This is a genomic window from Rhizomicrobium electricum (assembly GCF_011762045.1).
Taxonomy (GTDB): Bacteria; Pseudomonadota; Alphaproteobacteria; order Micropepsales; family Micropepsaceae; genus Rhizomicrobium; species Rhizomicrobium electricum.
Genome location: NZ_JAASQS010000007.1, coordinates 75708 through 95476, shown reverse-complemented (window position 1 = coordinate 95476; position 19769 = coordinate 75708). Strand labels below are relative to the sequence as shown.

Genomic DNA, 19769 nt, shown 5'->3' with positions numbered 1-19769 from the left:
GGCCTTCGTATTTCGAACCGGGGTCTCCCAGTATGCGTACGAGAAAAGTCATCCTGTCGCTGGCGTTTATCGCAGCCTTCGTGCCGTCGCAGGCATGGGACCAAACCGGTCATCAGACGATCGCAACCATCGCGGCCAGCCATCTCAGTCCGGCGGCGCAAACGGCTGTTGCCGATCTGTTCGACGCCAAGGACGCTACCAGCGGCATGACCGATATCGCCGATTGGGCCGACCGGGTCCGCCGCAGCCGCGACGGCACCTCGCACTGGCATTACGTCGACATCCCGGTCACGTCGGACGGCTACGATCCGGCCCGCGATTGCCCGGATGACGATTGCATCGTCGCCCAGATCGGCAAGGAAATCGCGATCGTAAAGGACAAATCCCTGTTGAAGCCGGTGCGGGCCGAGGCGCTCAAATTCCTGATCCATTTCGTCGGCGACATCCACCAGCCGATGCATTGTGCCGACAACCAGGACAAAGGCGGCAACAGGATCACCCTCATGGCGGCCGGCAAAAAATCGAATTTACATGCGGTGTGGGACAATGCGGTGATCCGCGCCATCGGGTCCGAACCCGCCGACATCGCCGCAACCTTGTCCGCGAAGATCCCGCCGGACGTGGCGGCGCAATGGTCGACCGGGACGCCGGACCTGTGGGCGAACGAGAGCTTCCAGATCGCCAAGACGAAAATCTATCCGCAGTTTCCCGGTACCGGGACTACGCTGGCTCCCATCGTGCTGCCGGAAAGCTATCCGTCCAGCGTCGGAACCATCACCGCAACCCAACTCGCCAAAGGCGGCCTGCGGCTGGCGGCGGTGCTGAATGCGGCCTTCGCCGAACCCGCACCGATCACCTCTCCGGCGCCTTCCGCGCAAAACTGACTCCGCAACGCGAGGCAGAACGGCGGCGGGCCGCAAAAACCCGCCGCCAAACGCCTTGCCTCAGTGCGTTGCGGGAACGACCGTATCCGCGCGGATGCTGTCGAGCAGCGGCTTCAACTGCCAGAGCGCCGACAGCCCGACCAAGACATAGACAATGCGCGACAGCAGTGAGCCGGCTCCGAACAGCGCGGCCACCAAATCGACGTTGAACGCGCCGACAAGACCCCAGTTGAGTCCGCCGACGATCACGAGAACGAGGGTGATGATGGTGAGAAACTTCATGTGCATTGCCTCGATGGATTAGGAGTTCGGGGGGAGCAGCACCGTATCGACGACGTGGATGACGCCGTTGGATGCGCTGATGTCGGCCTTCGTTACATGTGCGCCGTTGACCGTCAGGCCGGTTCCGACGGCTTTCAGATGCAAGGACTGGCCTTCGACCGTCTTGGCTTCAGAGAGCTTCCGGGCTTCGGCCGCCGTCACCTTCCCCGCCACCACGTGATAGGTGAGGATTGCCGTCAGCTTCGCCTTGTTTTCCGGCTTGAGCAGATTTTCGACCGTGCCCGCCGGCAGCTTGGCGAATGCCGCATCGTCGGGTGCAAAGACGGTGAACGGACCAGGCCCCTTCAAGGTGTCGACCAATCCCGCAGCCTTCAGCGCCGTGGTAAGCGTCTTGAACTGGCCCGCCGCCACGGCCGTATCGACGATCGTGCCGCCGGCAAAGGACGGGACCGCGGCAAGACCCAGGGCCAGCGCTCCCGCAATCGCAATGCTCTTCAAACCCATGACTTCGCTCCTTCTGGGGTTCCAGGGCAGGTCGCCCTGGGTTCATAGCGAAATTCATATGGGGAAAATCTATTTTATTGCGAGTATAATTCCGGCCAGAACACAAAGTCGCTTTCCCGATCCGAAATTCAGCCGCCATCCTTTTCCTCGGAGGAAATTCATGCTGTCGGACACACTGACTCAAGGACTGGAGCGCTATCGCATCGGCCCCAAACTGCGCCGCCTGCGGCTGAAGAAAAGCATGGGGCTGAAACAACTCGCCGAGCAGACCGGGCTGTCGCCGGCGCTTCTGTCCAAGATCGAACGCGGCCAGATGTTCCCGACCTTGCCGACGCTGCTGCGCATCGCGCTGGCCTTCGGGGTCGGCCTCGAATTCTTCTTCGATGCCGGAGACAAGGGACCTCTGCTCCATGTGGTGCGCAAACAGGACCGCGTCCGGCTGCCCGAAAAGACCGGCACCGAAGCGCCGGCCTATTACTTCGAGAGCCTCGATTTCCCGCTCACCAACCGCAAGACCGAAACCTATCTCGCCGAATTCCCGGTGACCGGCGAAGCCTCGCGCCCGCACCACCATCCGGGCATCGAACTCGTCTATGTCATCAAAGGGCAGATCCGGATCGACTTCGACGACGCCAGCATCGCACTTGGCGAAGGCGATGCGGCCGGGTTCGACGGCACCGCCGAACACAGCTATTGCCGCGAAGGACGCGGGCCCGCGACCGCCCTCGTAGCGATCAGCTGATCAGCCAGCCACGGCGGCGCCGTCGGCCGCGACTGGATGGTCGATGCGGGCGCGGCGGACTTCGCCTTTGATGGTCAGCATCGCGTTGGGCTGGGCGAGCGACAGCCCCAGCACGCGGGCCGGATCGACGGGGCCGGGGAATTTGATGCGTCCCGGCGCCAGCCGGGCAAAACCGACGCGAACGTAATACGGCTCGTCGCCGACCAGAACGATGGAGGGATAGCCCAGCGCGCGCGCTTCGCCGATGGCGTGTTTCATCAAGGCGATGCCGATGCCGCGGCCGCGCAAATCCGGCTGCACCGCCAACGGCCCCAGCAACAGCGAAGGCTCCATACCGATCACCACCGGCCAGAAGCGGATCGAACCGAGCAAATTCGCGCCATCGACCGCAACGAAACTGAGGCTCGCGACTGGATCGACGCCGTCGCGCAGGCGATAGGCCGATTTGGCGTAGCGGCCGGGACCGAAACTCACGGCGTTCAAAAGCTCGACCAACGGCGCGTCTTCGGCGCGTTCCGGCCGGATCTGCCAGTTCTGGTCGCTCATGCCGCTTTCGCTAACGGCAGCGACCGGCAAATGCAACCCTTCGCTTGGCCGGTTTACCAGTGGCCGTTCGGCACGGCGTCGCCGATCAACTCGCGCAACCGACGGCGGATTGCCGGCCCGACACCGTCCGGCGGATCGACCGGATCGATCAGCCGCACCGCACGCACCTCCCAGTTCGGCCGAAACGCGAACACCGCATCGCGTACCCGGTAAACGAGGATCAGATTGGCCGCCCACAGCCAGCGGCGGGTGTAGATGCCGAGGAGTTGCGGCGACGCCGACTGCGTCAGGCCGATCTCTTCCTTCAGCTCGCGCATTACGGCCTCGGCCGGCGGCTCGCCGCGTTTCACGGCCCCGCCGGGAAACAGCCATCCGGATTTGTACGAATGGCGCACCAGCAGCACGCGGCCGGCCTGCTCGACGATCGCCACCGCCCCGACATCCCATGGCGTCAGCAACATAGCGCGAACGTGCGCCGCGAAGACGATCAGCATTCTCTCGAAAAATCGTCGCATGCCGCCCTCGTTATCCGCCCAATCGCGTTTGCGCGCCGAGTCTCCCGCCGGTTGCAGGCCGCAGGAGTTTGGGGGCGCGGGATTGCGAACACAACGACAAAGGTCCGCTTCCGGATTAACGACTTGGAAACCCGCGGGACGCCGCAGGCCGGATTTAGCCCCCGTTAAGCCCTCCCTACGATAATCGCGGTCTATTCTGGGCGGGATCGTATGCTTCAGATCATTGGCTTGGTCGTCCTTTTTGTTTGCGTCTTCGGGGGCTTCCTGATTTCAGGCGGCAAGCTCGAAGTCGTGATCGAGGCTGCCCCGCACGAACTTCTGACCATCGGCGGCGGCGCCCTCGCCGGGCTTCTGATCGGCGCCTCGATGTATTCGCTGAAAAAGGTGGGCGGCGATCTCGCCAAGATCATGTCCGGCCCGAAGTGGAAGACGTCGGATTTCCGCGATCTGTTGTGCCTGTTGTTCCTGCTCGCCAAGACGATGAAATCGAAGGGCCTGATCGCCCTCGAGCAGCACATCGAAAAGCCCGAAGAATCCTCGATCTTCAAGCGCTATCCCAAGATCGCCAAGGACCATTTCGCGCTCGCTTTCATTTGCGACACGCTGCGCATGATGACCATGAGCCTGGAAGATCCGCTCCAGGTCGAAGCGGCGATGGAAAAGCAGCTCGAAAAACACCATCACGAAGCGCTCGAAACCGCCACCGCCCTGCAGACCATGGCCGACGGCCTGCCTGCCCTCGGTATCGTCGCCGCCGTGCTCGGCGTGGTGAAGACCATGGGCGCCATCTCGGAGCCGCCGGAAGTCCTCGGCCGCATGATCGGTTCGGCGCTGGTCGGTACCTTCATGGGCGTGTTCCTGGCCTACGGCATCGTCGGCCCCTTGAGCGTCCGCCTCAAATCGATCATCGACGAGGAAGCGCTGTTCTATCACGTCATCCGCGACATTCTGGTCGCCCACTTGCACGGCAACGCGGCGCAAGTCTCGGTCGAAATCGGCCGCGGCAGCGTGCCGAGCGAAGCCCAGCCCACCTTCCAGGAACTGGAAGAGGCGCTCAACAATATCCCGAAAGTCGAATAGTCAGCGGCTCGCTTCGCGCCCGTCCGACAGCGCCACAAAAAACGTCGCCAAGCCGCCGGCAAGAATGCCGAGCGGGACGGCCAAAAGGACGTCGGTGTCGGTGCCGAATACCACGATCGACGTCACGATCATGCCGGTGATCTGTGCGAACTTCGGCACTTGCACGAGCTGGGCGAGCATCCGTTTCATGCCGCCCACTCTAGCGCCGTCCCGTTTTGGGGCGAAGAAGATGCTTAAGAAAAGGTTAATCGGCCTCTTCGTCGGACGGCCAGCCGCTCCTGGCCCGCGGATCCTCGGAATCGTGGGCGTGGCCGATGGCGCGCCGCAAAGCCATGTCGAGCCGGCCGCAGTTCAGCACCACCTTGCCCGCCACCACCTCCATGACGGCGGAGCGCGGCACCAGGAAGTCGCCGGCGTTCTCGACAAAGACCTGGATCTCGCGGCGATCGACGCCGCGCACGGCGCCGACTTTGACGTCTCCGTCATGAACGAAAACGTCGTAGCCTTCTTCGATGGGGGGAAGCGGATTGTCCATCGCGCGAGCCTAGCCGAGGGCAGGGCGACGCGCTGTGACAAGAATTTCCGCTACAGTGCGTCACCAGGGGTGACGCGCGTAGCGGCGGGACGTCAGTCTTCGACGTATTCGAGGCCATGCAGATGGCCGATCGCGGCGCGCATCCTGAGCGGCAGCTTTTGGCAGGGCAGGACGATGCCATTGGAGACCGCCGTCTTGATGAGCTCGCGCGGCAGCGTGAAGTCGCCCCAGTCCTCGACGAACACGACGACCTCGCGCAAATTTGCCCGGCGTACGTAGCCGACGAGATTTTCGTCGTCATCGACGAATACGTCGTCGCCCGCTTCGATCCGCATGGATGCGCTCCTTCAGACAATCCATGGTACCCGGCTCCGATGTAATGAAAGGTGAATCACACGTCGAACGCGATTCCCTGGGCCAGCGGTAATTCGTTGGTGTAATTTACAGTTGTAGTCTGCCGCCGCATATACGCTTTCCAGGCGTCCGAGCCGGATTCCCGCCCCCCGCCGGTCTCCTTTTCGCCGCCAAAAGCGCCGCCGATTTCGGCTCCCGACGGACCGATATTGACGTTGGCGATGCCGCAGTCCGAGCCGGCCGCCGCGAGGAACCGTTCGGCTTCTTCGAGATCACGGGTGAAGATCGAACTGGAAAGGCCCTGCGGCACGGCATTGTGCTCGGCGAGCACGGCGTCGAAATCGGTCCAGGTCATCACATAGAGGATCGGCGCGAACGTCTCTTCGCAGACGAGGGCGGTCTGGCGCGGCATCCGCACCAAAGCAGGGCGGGCATACCAGGCATCGGGATAGCGGTCGGCGAGGACGCGGCCGCCGCCGAATACACGACCGCCCTCCTCGGCCGCGCGCGCCAGCGCCCGTTCCATACCATCGAAACCGGCGCGATCGATCAGCGGACCGATCAGCGTGCCTTTTTCGAGCGGATCGCCGATGGCAAGCCGCGCATAATGCGCCGTCAGCCGGTCGACCAGCTTTTCCGCAACGCTCTCGTGCACGAACAGGCGGCGCAGCGTGGTGCAGCGCTGCCCGGCGGTACCGACCGCAGCGAACAGGATCGCCCGCTCGGCAAGGTCGAGCCGCGCCGAGGGGCAGACGATCATCGCATTGTTGCCGCCGAGTTCGAGAATGGCGCGGCCGAAACGCTTCGCCACCGCCGGCGCCAGCGCACGGCCCATCGCGGTCGAACCGGTGGCGCTGACGACGGGAATGCGCGCATCCCGTGCCAGCTGTTCGCCGCAGGCGCGATCGCCGAGCACGATCTGCGACAACGCCGGCGGCGCGGCGCCGAACTTGGCGACGGCGCGCTCGAACAGCGCCTGTACCGCCAACGCCGTCAGCGGCGTCTTCTCCGACGGTTTCCAGATCACGCTGTCGCCGCACACCAGCGCCAGCATCGCGTTCCATGCCCACACCGCGACCGGGAAGTTGAAAGCGGAGATCACGGCAACGGGACCGGCCGGATGCCAGGTCTCCATCATGCGATGACCGGGCCGCTCCGAGGCGATCGTCAGCCCGTAAAGCTGGCGCGACAGACCGACGGCGAAATCGCAGATGTCGATCATCTCCTGCACTTCGCCGCGGCCTTCCTCGAGGATCTTGCCGCATTCGACGGTGACGAGGCGGCCGAGCGCGTCCTTGCCGGCGCGCAATTCCTCGCCGAACAGCCTCACCAGTTCGCCGCGCCGGGGCGCCGGCACCGTGCGCCAACTCTTGAACGCATCCGCAGCAGCCCCAATCTTGCGATCCACCGCAGCGGCATCGTCGAACGCCACGCGCGCCAGTTCGGTGCCGTCGATCGGCGAATGCACGGAGCGGTCGCCGCGCACGTCGATGCCGAATGCGGTCATGAGTTCGGCGTGGCGCGAGGAAATACTCATGCGTAAAGACCTCCGAACCGGTTGGCGAGGAAATCGTCCAGCCGGCATTCTTCCTGCCGCACGAATCCCTTTTGCGGCAGCTTGCCGGTGGCGAGAAGATCGCACATCGCGCAAATCCCGGCCGCGGTGGTGATCTGGATCGCGCTCATCAGCCGGCCGGCGATTTCGCGGGCATAGATTTTCTTGGCGAAGCTTTCCTGGGTGAGCAGACCGTCGCGCAAACCCGACACCGTGACGAAGATCAGCACCACATCCTGATAGGTAACCGGGATGGCGGTTTCGAGCACATCCTTCAGCACATCGCGGCGAAGCCCGAGGCGCAAGTCGCGCACCAGCATCTTGACGATGTCGCGATGGCCGGGATAGCGCACGGTCTTGTAATTGAGATTCTCGACCCGCCCTTCCAGCGTATCGCACAGCGTGCCGAGCCCGCCCGAGGTGTTGAAGGCCTCGTACGCGGTACCGTCGAGCGCGAAATGCTCGATCTCTTCCAGCGCCGGAACCTCGTTGCGCACATGATCGCGAATCGACTCGCACGGATTGCAGTATTCATTGATCAACCCGTCGGTCGACCAGGTGAGATTGTATTTCAGCGCATTGGTGGGAAACACCGGCAGCGCCCCGACGCGCATCGAAACGTCGCGCAGCTTGTCGAACTTGCGCGCCAGATCGTAGGCGACGATCGAAATGAAGCCCGGCGCCAGGCCGCACTGGGGAATGAAGGCGGTATCGGCGCTTTCGGCCGTCGCCTTGATGGCGCGGGTCGAAGCGACATCCTCGGTGAGATCGAGATAATGGGCACCCGCCGCGCGCGCCGCTGCAGCGATGGTGGCGTTGAGATAATAGGGCGTCGCCGACAGGACGATGTCGTGGCCGGCGATTTCGCGCGCAAACGCCTCCGCCCCTTCGATCGCCACTTTGCGCCGTTCGACGTCACCCGGCATGCGCGCCAGCGCATCGCCGTCGCGGTCGGCCACCGTCACGCGGTAATCGCCGCTTCCCTTGAGGAATTCCGCGATGGCAACACCGATCTTGCCGCCGCCGACGAGCATTACGTTTTTCATGCTGCGCACTCCCGCTATCGCGCACGAAGTGTCCGATAAAGAATGCGCTGCGAAGAGGCGGCAATACGCCGGAAACTACGCTAAGATCCGGCGATCCGCCGATCATGACGGCGTTACGACGGATGCCCTCGATGCGCCCTACCGACAACAAGCTGATCGCCCTCTTGCGCGCCAATGCGCGCGAACCCACCGCCTCGCTGGCGCGCAAGCTCGGGCTGGCGCGCTCGACGGTGCAGGACCGCATCGCCCGGCTCGAGCGCGAAGGCGCCATCAAAGGCTATACGGTGAAGCTGGCGGAAGAAGACAGCCGGCACCTGAAAGCGGTGGTGATGATCTCCACCGATCCCAAATGGGGCGCCCGCGTCGAAGCGGAATTGAAGAAGATGCCGGACGTGCGCTCGCTGGCTGCCGTCTCCGGCGCCTCGGACCTGATCGCCACGGTCGAAGCCGAAACCGCCGCCAAACTCGATACCGCGCTCGACCATATCGGCCGCATCGCCGGCGTGGCACGCACAGTGTCGAGCATCATTCTGTCGGAGAAGTTTTCCCGCTGAAGAACTTAGCCCATATACCAAAGGCGGAATCGCAAAATTCCGCCTCCAGCCTCGACACCGCCGCCGCCTCCGGAGGCCGTTGTCAGGCGGCGATCGACAGGCGCATGGGTCTCATTCTGCGGAGTGCGTTGACAGAACCCGCCGCCTTGTGACGCCGCCGACGCCGCCTTGGCGGTCTTACACGGGCTTACGCGGTCCTCGCGGGGGTCATGCCTTTGCAGCGCGTGCGGGCGCGATACTCCTGTATTTGCGCAGATAGTTTAGGCCACGCGACGGATCGGAAAACTATTTCCATTTTGCCGGTCGCGCTTATCGGCCGAAGATCGTCCTCCATTGTCAAACACCGCAGTTCGATGTGGGTATGCGGTGCCAACAGTTCAAGACGTGAGGAAAACTATTTTTCTGCACCTAGTTGCGCGACGCAGACGCAATAATTTCCGCAAGATGGACGAATGAAACGCGTCACAATGATGAACAGGTGAACGACGCGGAGAGAGCGCGTCGTTCATTTCTGCACCACGCATATTTTTCTGCCCCACGCGGGCGCGACGATTTTTGCGTTGGCACTCAGAACGCGGGGGGAAGTGCTGAGCGTAGCGAGGCAAAGGGGGGATCGTCCGCGCGCTGAATAAGCCCCCCTTCGTCATCCGCCGCTTACGCGTCGGCTGCCACTTCCCCCCACGGTCTTAGTGCCGGTGTAAAAAATTTCGCGCCCGCGTGGGGCAGAAAAGATCGGAAGACGCCCGCGCGCAGTGTGCCGTGGGCTTTACCTGGGTCCCGCCAAATACGCTGGCGCTATGGCGCCCGTCGCTGCGCTGCGCTAGCTCCGCCGGGGATGACAGATGGGGTGCGCCCGAGTGGGGCAGAAAAGTGGGGCATCGCACGCGAGACGCCCTCGTTTGCGGCAATGTTGAAGGCGATTCGGGTGCGGCTATGCCGCAGCGGGAACGGCCATAACCTCAACTAATATGGCTCCGTCAGGCCTTGGGGGTGCGGATGCCCGACAGTACGCAGTCGCTGTGTCCCGAATGTCTTCGGAAAATTCCCGCGAGCAAGCGGACCGAGGGCAAGGACGTGTTCCTTGACAAGACCTGTCCCGAACATGGCCGGTTCACAGTCCAAATTGCGAAGGATGCCCGTCGCTTTTTCGACAAGACCTTCGATCTGCCCGGCAAGCCGTTTCAGCCGGTGACGGCCTTCGCGGGCGACTGCGGAGCCGACTGCGGCTGGTGCGACGCCCATCGCCAGCATGTCTGCACCGGGCTGATCGAAGTGACCGATTGCTGCGATCTGGCGTGCCCAATCTGCTATTTCGGCGCGAAGGGCAAGCATCACATCAGCCTCGCCGAATTTCGCGCCCGGCTCGACACCCTCTTGAAGGTCGAAGGCGGCAAGCTCGAAGTGCTGCAGATTTCCGGCGGCGAATGCCTGACCCACCCCGAATTTCCGGCGCTGCTCGACGAGGCCCTGAAAGAGGATATCGGCCGCATTCTCGTCAACAGCAACGGGCTCGGCTTCCTGCGCAACCCGCAAGCCTTTGAAGCCGTGCGCGCCCATCGCGACCGGGTGGAAGTCTATCTCCAGTTCGACGGCTTTTCCGAGTCCGTCTACGAGACCCTGCGCGGGCGCGCGCTGCTGAACGACAAGCTCGCCATCGTCGACAAGCTCAACGCGGCGGAGATCAAGATCTGCCTCGCCGTGACGGTGTTTGAGGGCAATCTCGATCAGATTCCGGCGATCATGGAATTCGCCACGCGGACGGCGCATATCTCCGGCATCACCTTCCAGCGTCTGACCAAGGTCGGCACCGCGCGCGACAGTGCCATTCCCACCGTGCTGCACGAGGACATCCTTCGCGCCATCGCCGCGTCGGGCATGATGGCGTACAAGGACATGGTCCCCCTGCCCTGCAGCCACGAGAACTGTACCTCGCTCGGTTTCCTGTTCTGCACCGAGGACAAGGTCTATTCGCTCGGCGATTACGTCGATCTCGCTGCGGTCAAAGACAAGATTTCCAACCGCATCGCCTTCGACAAGACGGTGCTGGACTATCTGAAGCGCGACATCTGCGATTGCTTCATCGGTACCGTGCTGGGGTCTTCGTTCCTGCTCAAGAAACTAATGGAGTTCTCGGAAGGCGGCACCTCGCGCCACAAGGCGATGAAGATCGTGCGCATCCTGACCAAGAATTTCATGGATGCCGACAGCTTCGATTTCGAACGGGTGACCAAATGCTGCACCGGCATTTCCGCCGGCGGCGGCAAGGTGGTGCCCTTCTGCCTGCACAACGCCCTCAAGGAGAATGCGCCATGGGCGAGATGCCGCTGACCCGGAAGATCATCGCGTTCGTGCTCACGCTCATCGGATTGCCGGTTCTGTTCGTCGGAACCTGCGTGCCGATAGGACTGATATCGAATGGACCGCACATTCTGATAGCCATCCTGGCGTTCACGGCCTTGTTCATTGCTGCGGCCATCAGCATTGCCGTGCGTACCAAAAATCCCGGCATTCGTTGGGCCATCATCGTCCTGATCGCGGTCGCCGCCATCGCCGCCGCGGTGTGGGGCATTCAACTCTATCTGTATTGAGGTCATCATGCTCGATCCCGACCGCACGCCCAAGCCGACCAGCCTGACCGCAAACATCGTCGCGGCGGTGCTGCTGACGATTTTCGCCGTTCCCGTGCTGCTGATCGCGGGGTGCATTCCGACCATGATCCTGGCGTGGATCGTTCCCAATCCGGCGATTGCCATCGGCGGCGTCTGTTTTCTAGGCGTTTGCGGCTGCGCCGCGCTCGCTTACCACGCCGAAAGCACCGGCTATCGCATCGGCTTCATCGTGGCAGCGGTCGAAGTCGTTCTGTTCGGGATCTATCTTTTCTTTAATTTCAAATAGGCGAAGGATGGACGTTCACAGCCTCGCCTATAGCGCGATGACCCTGACCGGCATGGGCGCCGCGTTTGCGACGTCCAAGGCGCTCGCGTTGCCGAAGCCTTCGGTAAAGACACGCCTCGACGTGTATGTCGCAGCGATGGCGGGCTTTCTCATCGGCGCCAAGCTGCCGGTCTGGCTGTCGTACGGATTTCATCCCGCGCTGATCGTCGACGGCAAATCGGTGATGGGCGCGATGCTGGGGGCATTTCTCGGCTTGCAGATCTATAAACGCCTGAGCCGGCAGGAAGACTCCGCTTTCGGCGGGCGGTTCGCCATTCCGCTGGCAGTTGGCGTCGGTTTCGGCAAGATCGGCTGCTGGCTCTATGGCTGCTGCGGCGGCGTTTTCATCGTGCCGGTGCAACTCGTCGAAAGCGGTTTCAATTTCGCTGCCGCTGCGGCGTTATACATCTTCTACAAGCGAACGGGCCGGATCGACCTTCTGTTTCCGCTCTATCTCGCCTCCTATCTGGTGATGCGGTTCCTGATCGAGTTCGTGCGGACCGAACCCCGCATCGCCTTGGGGCTGACCATCTACCAGTACTTGGCGATGGCATTCCTGCCCGTGTTCGTCTCCATCATCGCGCGGCGGAGTGCGGCCCATGCCTGAGCTGGTTCACGCGGTGGCGGCACGCGCGGGCGACCCAGCCCTGTTCATCGCCGGAATGGCGTATATCTATCTGACCGGGCTGGCGCTGCTCATCGCCGCCGGATTCAAATTTCTCGAGCACGCCCGCCATCCCGAGCCGCTGCAGCGAAACCGCCGTCACTTCTTCTCGACGCGCGAGATGGTCGTCGTCGTCCTCTTCAACGTTCCGTTCTGGCTGAACTCGATCGCCCAGTTGCCGCTGACGCCTCTCTTCTACCGGCTTTGGTTCGCGGTCGGTGCCGCGATGATGACAGCGGCGGTCGTTTGGCACGTTACCGCCAAGTTTGCGATCCGGCGCATGTGGTCGGACGGAATCGAGATCAAGGCTGCCCATACGCTCGTCACGAAAGGCCCTTACGCGCTGGCGCGGCATCCGATGTACGCCTCGCTGTTGCTGTGGTGCTGGGGGGCGAGCGCCGCGATGGCCAATTGGGCAAGCCTCGTCATCACCACCGCCGTGTTGCTGCCGCTGATGATCCGGCGCGCCCGCGACGAGGAAGCCGAACTCGAGAAAGCCGATCCGGACTACTTCTTCTATCGCCAGAACACGCCCATGCTGACGCCAAAACTCTCCGGCACGGCGGGCGTTGTTGTGCGCGTGGCGGCCGCCGCTGTGCTAGCAACATGCATTTGGATCGGGATCACCGCGGCGTCGCTCACGCTGCTGGTGGCGTTGCATGTTTGGCTCGGCTTCAGCCTCAAGCCGGAAAAGGTGGGATTTTCCTACCTCACCAAATCCGGAATGATGGTGGCGGTCTGGGCGTTTTCGTTGATCTGGCCGCCGGCGCATTACCTTTTCTGGCTTCTGCTGGCGATGTTCGTCTATGGCCTGTTCTTCAACTGCCCATGCATGCTGGTCTACGAAAAATATCACGGCTGTCCGTGCGTGGGCTTGGTGAAGCGTTGCCTTGTCAAGCGTTGAAGCCCCGCAGCAGATGCATCACCCAGGCGCGGATGCGGCCGTAATTGTCGGGTTTCAAGGGGCCGAGGATGCCGTGCTTGCCGGGCGGCAGATGGCGCAGCGGGTGGCCGTCGGGGCGGAAGACGTAGTGATCGAAATACGCTTTCCAGGCGGCGCGCTCGGCAGGCGGGCGTTCGGCGATGGCGATCATGGATAGGAGCAGCGCCGTGTAAGGCGCGTCGGGGCCGGCGCGGAAGCCGTCCCACCAGTAATTGACGAGACCGTTGAACGGTGCCGTCGCTTCGATGCCGTGCCACCACAGTTTGGGCAGATAGAGCGCATCGCCAGGTTCGAGCTCGGCAACGAGCGCGGAGGCGCGCACCTCTTCGAACAAAGGATAGCGCGCCGGATCGGGCGGCGACGAGGCGGCGAGACTGACCGGCTGCCCCGCCATGGTGTGATCGATCGGGCCGACATAGAGCTTGCCCGTCGCTTCGGGCGGGTAGAGCGTGAAGCGGCGGCGCCCGGCAACGACACAGGCGATGTTGTCCATCGCATCGTAATGCACCGCCACGTTCGAGGCATGACCGAGCCAGAGGCGCGCACCGACGGTCACCAGCGGCATGACATTCTCGCGCGCGAAACCGGGCAGATAGTCGTCCACCGTCAACGAACCCGCGTAAACCGTGGGCGAGCCGGGCGTCTTCAGCCCGTCGAGAATGGCTCCGAGCGCTTCGGCGAACCGCACCGTGCGGCGTTCGAAGTTGAAGCCGTCGAGGTCCTCGCCGTAATAGTACTTGCCGGCGATTTCCGGCGCCCCGAAGAACGCATCCAGCGTGCGGCCGGTATCGAACCGCAGAAGATAATCGCAGAGCGATTGCGGCGAACGCGAGCCCGCCTCCACCACCGGCCAATCGGCGACGAGATTGCGCAGCACCACCGGCCGGCAAGCCTCTTTGATCGCGTCGAACGCTTCCGGCGTACAGCCTTGCTGTTCGGCAATCGCCGCCATCAGCCGAACGCCATCCGCCCGCGCTCGACCAGCGCCGCGTTCTTGCGTTCCGCCAGCACCGGAATCTGCTTCAGCGACGCCAACATCATGTAGCAGAGTTCGAGATAGCCGCGGCGGAACAGCATCAACGCGTCGGCGTCGCCGATATGCAGCAGGCCATCGCGATCGACGGTGTAAAGACCTTCCAGGGTGCGTTCGCTGCCGTCGTCGAAACCGAGATTGATATCCACCGGCACAATGAGCTTCAGCCGCGTCAACTCGCCAAGAAACGCTTTGGTCTGCTCGTTTCCGGGGACCAGGTCGCGGAACAGCGCCATGATGGACTGCAGGTAGGGCGTGGGCTGGCCGGCATCGGAGAACAGATGCTCGCCGCTGCCTACGGCAGGATGATCGAGATCGATCGCCAGATCGCTGCCTGCCGCAAAAAACGGCCCGCGCTGCAGAGCGAGCGGACGATAAATGCCGGAGACGCCGGCGAACAGGTTCTCGTCCTGATCGATGCCCAGCATGGCGCCGCAATAGAAGGCGCCGGTTTCGCTGTCCTTCGAGATCAGGATGGGATAATGGGCGACGAGATGGACGAACTCGCCCACCACAACGGCGACGAAATTGCGCGGCGCAGCAAATGCCGGCTGAACGCACAGCGTCCGATGGGTCTGCCGGTTGAGAATCGCGATGTTAGCCATTAGACCGCCTGCAGCCCGTAGGTATGGATTTTCGTCACCAACTCGCGGTTCGTGGGCATCTGCGCCTTCAGCCGCTGGATCGTCATCGAATTATCGCGCATCAAGCGATCGGCCATCCCCCTGGTGGCCGAGATGTCGTCGGGATCGACGTCGGTCCTGAAGCCCATGCCGTAGAGCACGTATTGGTAGGACGCCGCCGGAAACACTTCCTCCAGACGGTCGAACTCATCGAGAAACCACGGCGCGCGCGTCTTCCACAGTTTGAGCAGATTTTGCAGGCGCTGCGGAATGCCCGCCGGGTCGACATTGTCGATCCAGAACTGCGTATCGGTGCGCTTGGTCAGGCAGTAGTGCAGCTTGAGGAAATCGATGATGCGGCCCCAGCGATAGGTCGTGACCTCGTTGAACCGTGCGGCCACGATGTCCATCACCTCGCGCGTCGCCGGCATCTGCTCGGCAATCAGCTTGGCCGAGAGTTCGCCGAGTACGATGGCCGAGGATTCGAGCGGCTCAAGGAAGCCGGCGGCCAGCCCCACCGCGACGACGTTATTTTTCCAGAACGTCTCGCGATGGCCGGAGCGGATCGGGATCTTGCGCACCGTGAGCGACTTGATCTGCGGACCGACATAGCGGGCCAGCGTCTCGTAGGCATCATCGCCAGTGGTGTGGCGGCTGGAATAGACATAGCCGATGCCGCGTCGGGTCGGCAGGCCGATATCCCAGATCCAGCCGGCGGTCTGCGCGGTGGCGTTGGTGTGCGACGCCATCGGCGCATCGGGCGTGAGATACGGCACTTGCACGGCGAGCGCGGTATCGCAGAACAGAACGTCCTGACACGATTTGAAGGCGACGCCCAGCGTCTGGCCGAGCAACAGCGCCGCAAAACCCGAGCAATCGACGAAGAGATCGCCTTCGACCGTGCCGGCTTGACGGGTTTCGAGACTGACGACGTCGCCGCTCTCGGCCTGGTTGACCTTGATCACGTCGGCCTGCACATGGCGGACGCCGAGCTTGGATGTGGCGTGCCGCTGGACGAAGGGCGCAAACTTGCCCGCATCGAGATGGTAGGCGTAGTTGGCGGCGCCGCGGTATTCCGCCGTGGCGATGGTCTTGGGCGCGAGCCCCTCGTCGCACAACGCCCCTTGCGGACATACCGCATCGCAGAACGATGTCCCGTCTTCATGCGCCAGCCAATGCGGCACCAGATTGACGTCGGCGAAACCTTTGGGCAGTTCGAGCGGATGGTAGTAGGCGTCGTCGTCGGCGCCGGTGGTCCAGCGCGCAAAGCGCCCGCCCTGCTTGAAGGCGGCATCGCACTCCCGGAAGAAGTCGGTTTCCGAAACGCCGATCTTCTCCAATGTCGAGCGGATGGTCGGCCAAGTGCCTTCGCCGACCCCGATGATCGGCACGTTCGGCGATTCCACCAGTGTGACCGAGAAGGAACCCTTCTTGATGCGTCCCTGGTGGCGCGCGGCGATGACGGCGGCCGTAAGCCAGCCCGCGGTACCGCCACCGACGATCACGATGTTCTGTATTGGCTGCATGTCCATCAATCGGTTGCCCCGGTGAGTATCATGCTGAAAGAAAGCGGGGCCGCCAAGAGCGGCCCCGCCAGCTTACGTAAGGACAAATTACAGTTTGTAGTGAACGCCGACGATGAACTTGCGGCCATAGTCGACGACGTCCAACACCTGATTGGAGAAGCGGCCGTGCGTGGAGTAGGTCGCGTCGGTCAGGTTCGCAGCCGAGAAATACGCGGTGAGATGTTCCGTGAAGTCGTAGCTGGTCGAGAAGTCGAGATTCCAGCTGGTATTCACGAAGGTCGGCTCGGTACCGAAATCCGAACCGTTCTGGATCTGACCGAAGTGATCGAGGTAGGTGTCCTGCCAGTTGGCGGCAAGACGGGCCTGGAAGCCGTCCTTGTCGTAGAACACCATGAAGTTCGCCGAGTCCGCCAAACCGGTGACCGAGAACCCGCTGACACTGAGGTTGTGCTGGTCGTAAGGCTTGTTGGTCCCGACGATGGTGCCGTTGATCGAGAGGCCGAAGCCGGAATCTCCGAACACATGCTGCCAGGCGATTTCGAGGCCGTACACATTGGCGGCAGGACCGTTAACCGGCTGCGAAAGCGTGTACGGAACCTCCACGGTCTGACCGGCAAAGGTACACGGCGCCGGATGGGTGTCGATACAATGGCCGATGGGGCCATAGGTCTGCCCCTTCGACTGGGTGATGACGAAGTTGTCCACCGCCTTCACGAAGGCATCGACCGACAGGTAGGAGTTCTCGGAGTAGTACCACTGGGCGCCGACATCGAGGTTGTCGGAAAGGAACGGCAGAAGATCCGGGTTACCGGAACTCGCCGTGACGTCGCCGAGACGCCCGGCGCCGACATTGGTCACCGGATTCAAATTGATGATCGGCGGACGTGTGAGGGTACGCGACGCATTAAAGCGCAGATCCAAGTTGTCGGTGACCGACAAGGTCATGTCGATGTTCGGCAACAGGTACTGATAGCTGTGATCCTTGGTGACGGGGCTCACGTCGTTCGCGGAACTGGGATCGGTGACATAACCGACATTCCACGACGTCAAGTCGCCGCTCTGCTGGGTGAAGCTCTGCACCACGCGCTGGAGACCCGCCATCGTCTCCTGCGTGATGTCATAGCGTACACCGAAGTTGACCCGCAGCGGCATCTTGGCGAGTTCGGTCTTGAACGTGCTCTGAATGTAGCCGGAGTAGGTCTTTTCCTGCAGGACCAGGTGGGAGCCCGGATCGAAAGCGGGAATGAATGTGCCGGTGAAGGGTCTGCCGGCATTTTGCGGCAAGCCGGCCGCGGCGGGCAGCGTGTTGCCGAGACTGTCTTTCGGCAGATCGCAGCAATGGGTGTTGGCGCCCGGTATGACCGTAGTCTGCGGATTACCCAAGCTTTGCAGATAGGAGATGGTCGGCCACGGATCGTATTGCAGAATGTTCGCCGGCAGATTCTCGGAACCGGTCCAGCCGCTGATGAAGTCCTTGGTGCTGAAGGTCTTGGAGAACAGATCTTGCGGCAACGCTACGCCGTGGCAGTTGGCCAGATCGGCCGGATTGGGACAGTTGCCCGACGCCGGGCCGTAGCCCGAATAGGCCTGCCATTGGTTGTTGACGAAGGTGCTGTACGAATCTTGATTCTTATGTTCGGCGACATATTGCAGGCCGAACTTGAACGACAGCGCATCGCTATCGGTCCAGATACCCTCAAGCTTCACCTGGTTGAGCGTATCCAGGTTCTTGCCCATGGTCATCGGCAGCACGTGCGAGCCGATGAGGCCGTTATTGACGAACTGGCTCTTGTCGTTGTTGGGGCCGTACGACGTCGGAACCGGCAGGCCATGACCGTTCTGGATGGCGATGCCGAGAACGGCATTGTCCGCGCCGTTGCCATAACCGACGTCCATATCGGCGCCGACCACACCGCCAGGGTTCGACCAGCCGTCGGCGTGATCGTAGTCGAGGATGAATGTGAGCTTGTCGCTGGCGTTCCACTTGATGTTGAGGCCGTAGTCGTTGAACTGCAGAATCTGCGGATTGTACTGGCCCTGGAAGTCGGTCGGCGTGGTCTGCTGGAAATTGACGACCGTGCCGTTCTTGTCGAGCTGCACGTTCTGCATATTGCCGGTGTTGAACCACACGCTGTAGCCGTACTGCGCCTGATGGTCGTTATCGCGCGAGAAATTGTCGTTCACCGTGATTTCCAGCGCGTCCGTCGGACGCCACTGCAGAACGACACGGGCCTGCTTGCGCTCAACCTGCTCCAGCTCGTGATAGATGCCGTAATCCTGGATGAACCACGTCGGCGTCGTGAGCGCCTGCTGCGGCCCCAGGATTTGGCCATTCACCGAGGGATAGTTGCCATACCGCGAGACGATCGGGCTGGTCGGTGTATCCTGGCTGGCGGCCATCTTGCCTTCCCAGCCCTGGATATTGATGTGGTTCTGGCGGGTTTCGGTGTCCGAATAGGACCCGGCGACCAGGATACCGATGGTGTCGTGGGCGAAGGTGTCGCTGATCAGGAACGATCCGTTGGGCGACCACTTGCCCCGCTCGGGCGATATCTGGCCCGAGAACGAGGCGGCAGCCACAAGACCCGGCTTGTCGAACGGCTTGGGGAACTTGATGTCGATCGTCGCGCCGATGGCGCCCGAAGACACCGAGGCGTCGGGCGTCTTCATGATCGCGATCTGACCGACATAGTCGGAAGTGACCGACGAGAAGTCAAAGGCGCGGTCGCCGGTACCCGTAGCAACTCTGCGGCCGTCGAACAGCGTTTCGTTGAAGGTCGGGCCGAAACCACGAACGGTGATTTCGCTGGCCTCACCGTTCGACGAGGTACCGCCCGTGCCACCGGACGCCGTACCGCGACCACGGGTGACAGTGACGCCTGGAATACGCATCATGGCTTCCGCCAGATTGGTATCGGGGAACTTGCCGATATCCTCGGAACTGATGGCGTCGACGATACCCGTCGATTCACGCTTGATGTCCAACGAACGCTGCAGCGATCCGCGGATGCCGGTCACCACTACGACTTCGCCGGTGCTTTGGTCCTGTGCGGTCGCCGGGACCGGCAGCATCGCAGCCGCGCACGCGCCACTGAAAAGGCTGGCCCTGATCCATGCCATCGAATGAGTACGTGTCCGATTCACCTGTAATCCCTCCTGCTTGGCCGGTACGTCGACCGATTAATTTAAAATCACACTAAGCTGCATTCGCACTTATGAGTTGCGGTATGCGCAACTCCGCTCGCACGAAGGGGAAGATGATTTTCCCGTATGCATTTCCTCATCGAGGAGACTGGCGCGGTAAGCGCTATCTCCTACTGTTTTCGTTGTGAACGCTAACAAACATTGCGGAGATTGCAACGTAGTCGCAGTTCAATTTACTCGGAATCACCCGGATGCGTTGCAGAATTGCCGCAAATTCCCTCGCGGAAACAAACGCTTAAATGACG

Annotated in this window: 22 protein-coding genes; 9 read left to right on the top strand and 13 right to left on the bottom strand. The window is 62.3% G+C overall.

Annotated features, from left to right (window positions below; genetic code table 11):
• Positions 1 to 32 precede the first annotated feature (32 nt).
• Complete coding sequence (locus FHS84_RS14700; protein WP_166935634.1) at positions 33 to 884, top strand: S1/P1 nuclease; 852 nt, start codon at positions 33 to 35, stop codon at positions 882 to 884.
• A gap of 60 nt (positions 885 to 944) precedes the next feature.
• Here FHS84_RS14700 and FHS84_RS14695 read toward each other — a convergent pair whose 3' ends face one another.
• The gene (locus FHS84_RS14695; protein WP_166935632.1) at positions 945 to 1166 is read right to left on the bottom strand and encodes a DUF378 domain-containing protein; all 222 of its coding nucleotides are present in this window, start codon (positions 1164 to 1166) and stop codon (positions 945 to 947) included.
• Positions 1167 to 1184: 18 nt separating this feature from the next.
• Positions 1185 to 1670, bottom strand: coding sequence for a fasciclin domain-containing protein (locus FHS84_RS14690; RefSeq protein ID WP_166935630.1), 486 nt, complete (start codon positions 1668 to 1670; stop codon positions 1185 to 1187).
• 160 nt (positions 1671 to 1830) lie between these two features.
• On the opposite strand from FHS84_RS14690, the gene FHS84_RS14685 reads away from it, so the two are divergent.
• The gene (locus FHS84_RS14685) at positions 1831 to 2412 is read left to right on the top strand and encodes a helix-turn-helix domain-containing protein (RefSeq protein ID WP_166935628.1); all 582 of its coding nucleotides are present in this window, start codon (positions 1831 to 1833) and stop codon (positions 2410 to 2412) included.
• Here the strand turns inward: FHS84_RS14685 and FHS84_RS14680 are convergent, their stop codons facing one another.
• Both FHS84_RS14680 and FHS84_RS14675 read right to left on the bottom strand, forming a co-directional pair.
• A complete protein-coding gene (locus FHS84_RS14680) occupies positions 2413 to 2958 on the bottom strand; it encodes a GNAT family N-acetyltransferase (RefSeq protein ID WP_166935626.1) in 546 nt (181 codons plus the stop codon).
• 53 nt (positions 2959 to 3011) lie between these two features.
• Entirely contained in the window at positions 3012 to 3473 is a 462-nt protein-coding gene (locus FHS84_RS14675) for an NUDIX domain-containing protein (protein WP_166935624.1), read from the bottom strand.
• Positions 3474 to 3683: 210 nt separating this feature from the next.
• On the opposite strand from FHS84_RS14675, the gene motA reads away from it, so the two are divergent.
• A complete protein-coding gene (gene motA / locus FHS84_RS14670; RefSeq protein WP_166935622.1) occupies positions 3684 to 4553 on the top strand; it encodes a flagellar motor stator protein MotA in 870 nt (289 codons plus the stop codon).
• Here the strand turns inward: motA and FHS84_RS14665 are convergent, their stop codons facing one another.
• The 5 genes from FHS84_RS14665 to FHS84_RS14645 all read right to left on the bottom strand — a co-directional run bounded on the left by FHS84_RS14665 (position 4554) and on the right by FHS84_RS14645 (position 8043).
• Complete coding sequence (locus FHS84_RS14665; protein WP_166935620.1) at positions 4554 to 4742, bottom strand: hypothetical protein; 189 nt, start codon at positions 4740 to 4742, stop codon at positions 4554 to 4556. It lies immediately after the preceding gene.
• Positions 4743 to 4797: 55 nt separating this feature from the next.
• Entirely contained in the window at positions 4798 to 5088 is a 291-nt protein-coding gene (locus FHS84_RS14660) for a hypothetical protein (RefSeq protein ID WP_166935618.1), read from the bottom strand.
• A 92-nt stretch (positions 5089 to 5180) separates the two neighbouring features.
• Positions 5181 to 5423: a hypothetical protein gene (locus FHS84_RS14655; protein ID WP_166935616.1), complete on the bottom strand. Its 243-nt coding sequence runs from the start codon at positions 5421 to 5423 to the stop codon at positions 5181 to 5183.
• Positions 5424 to 5479: 56 nt separating this feature from the next.
• Positions 5480 to 6949: an L-piperidine-6-carboxylate dehydrogenase gene (amaB, locus tag FHS84_RS14650; RefSeq protein ID WP_344469919.1), complete on the bottom strand. Its 1470-nt coding sequence runs from the start codon at positions 6947 to 6949 to the stop codon at positions 5480 to 5482.
• Between the two features lie 26 nt (positions 6950 to 6975).
• Positions 6976 to 8043, bottom strand: coding sequence for a saccharopine dehydrogenase family protein (locus FHS84_RS14645; protein ID WP_166935612.1), 1068 nt, complete (start codon positions 8041 to 8043; stop codon positions 6976 to 6978).
• 131 nt (positions 8044 to 8174) lie between these two features.
• On the opposite strand from FHS84_RS14645, the gene FHS84_RS14640 reads away from it, so the two are divergent.
• The 6 genes from FHS84_RS14640 to FHS84_RS14615 all read left to right on the top strand — a co-directional run bounded on the left by FHS84_RS14640 (position 8175) and on the right by FHS84_RS14615 (position 13099).
• Complete coding sequence (locus FHS84_RS14640; RefSeq protein WP_166935610.1) at positions 8175 to 8597, top strand: Lrp/AsnC family transcriptional regulator; 423 nt, start codon at positions 8175 to 8177, stop codon at positions 8595 to 8597.
• 996 nt (positions 8598 to 9593) lie between these two features.
• A complete protein-coding gene (locus FHS84_RS14635) occupies positions 9594 to 10925 on the top strand; it encodes a radical SAM protein (RefSeq protein ID WP_166935608.1) in 1332 nt (443 codons plus the stop codon).
• On the top strand, positions 10907 to 11185 hold the full coding sequence (locus FHS84_RS14630) for a hypothetical protein (RefSeq protein WP_166935606.1): 279 nt from the start codon (positions 10907 to 10909) through the stop codon (positions 11183 to 11185). The genes FHS84_RS14635 and FHS84_RS14630 overlap by 19 nt, the downstream gene beginning before the upstream one ends.
• 7 nt (positions 11186 to 11192) lie before the next feature.
• Positions 11193 to 11492: a hypothetical protein gene (locus tag FHS84_RS14625; protein WP_166935604.1), complete on the top strand. Its 300-nt coding sequence runs from the start codon at positions 11193 to 11195 to the stop codon at positions 11490 to 11492.
• Between the two features lie 7 nt (positions 11493 to 11499).
• Positions 11500 to 12138, top strand: a complete 639-nt coding sequence (locus FHS84_RS14620; RefSeq protein ID WP_166935602.1) for a prolipoprotein diacylglyceryl transferase family protein — start codon at positions 11500 to 11502, stop codon at positions 12136 to 12138.
• Entirely contained in the window at positions 12131 to 13099 is a 969-nt protein-coding gene (locus FHS84_RS14615) for a methyltransferase family protein (RefSeq protein ID WP_166935600.1), read from the top strand. The genes FHS84_RS14620 and FHS84_RS14615 overlap by 8 nt, the downstream gene beginning before the upstream one ends.
• Here FHS84_RS14615 and FHS84_RS14610 read toward each other — a convergent pair.
• The 4 genes from FHS84_RS14610 to FHS84_RS14595 all read right to left on the bottom strand — a co-directional run bounded on the left by FHS84_RS14610 (position 13089) and on the right by FHS84_RS14595 (position 19440).
• The gene (locus FHS84_RS14610; protein ID WP_166935598.1) at positions 13089 to 14090 is read right to left on the bottom strand and encodes a cupin-like domain-containing protein; all 1002 of its coding nucleotides are present in this window, start codon (positions 14088 to 14090) and stop codon (positions 13089 to 13091) included. The genes FHS84_RS14615 and FHS84_RS14610 overlap by 11 nt on opposite strands.
• A complete protein-coding gene (locus tag FHS84_RS14605) occupies positions 14090 to 14776 on the bottom strand; it encodes a SapC family protein (protein ID WP_166935595.1) in 687 nt (228 codons plus the stop codon). Before FHS84_RS14605 ends, FHS84_RS14610 begins: the two co-directional genes overlap by 1 nt.
• On the bottom strand, positions 14776 to 16320 hold the full coding sequence (locus FHS84_RS14600; RefSeq protein WP_166936002.1) for a tryptophan 7-halogenase: 1545 nt from the start codon (positions 16318 to 16320) through the stop codon (positions 14776 to 14778). The genes FHS84_RS14605 and FHS84_RS14600 overlap by 1 nt, the downstream gene beginning before the upstream one ends.
• Before the next feature lie 87 nt (positions 16321 to 16407).
• Positions 16408 to 19440 carry a TonB-dependent receptor gene (locus FHS84_RS14595; RefSeq protein ID WP_166935593.1) on the bottom strand — a complete coding sequence of 1011 codons (3033 nt, stop codon included), beginning with the start codon at positions 19438 to 19440 and terminating at the stop codon, positions 16408 to 16410.
• Positions 19441 to 19769: the final 329 nt, after the last annotated feature.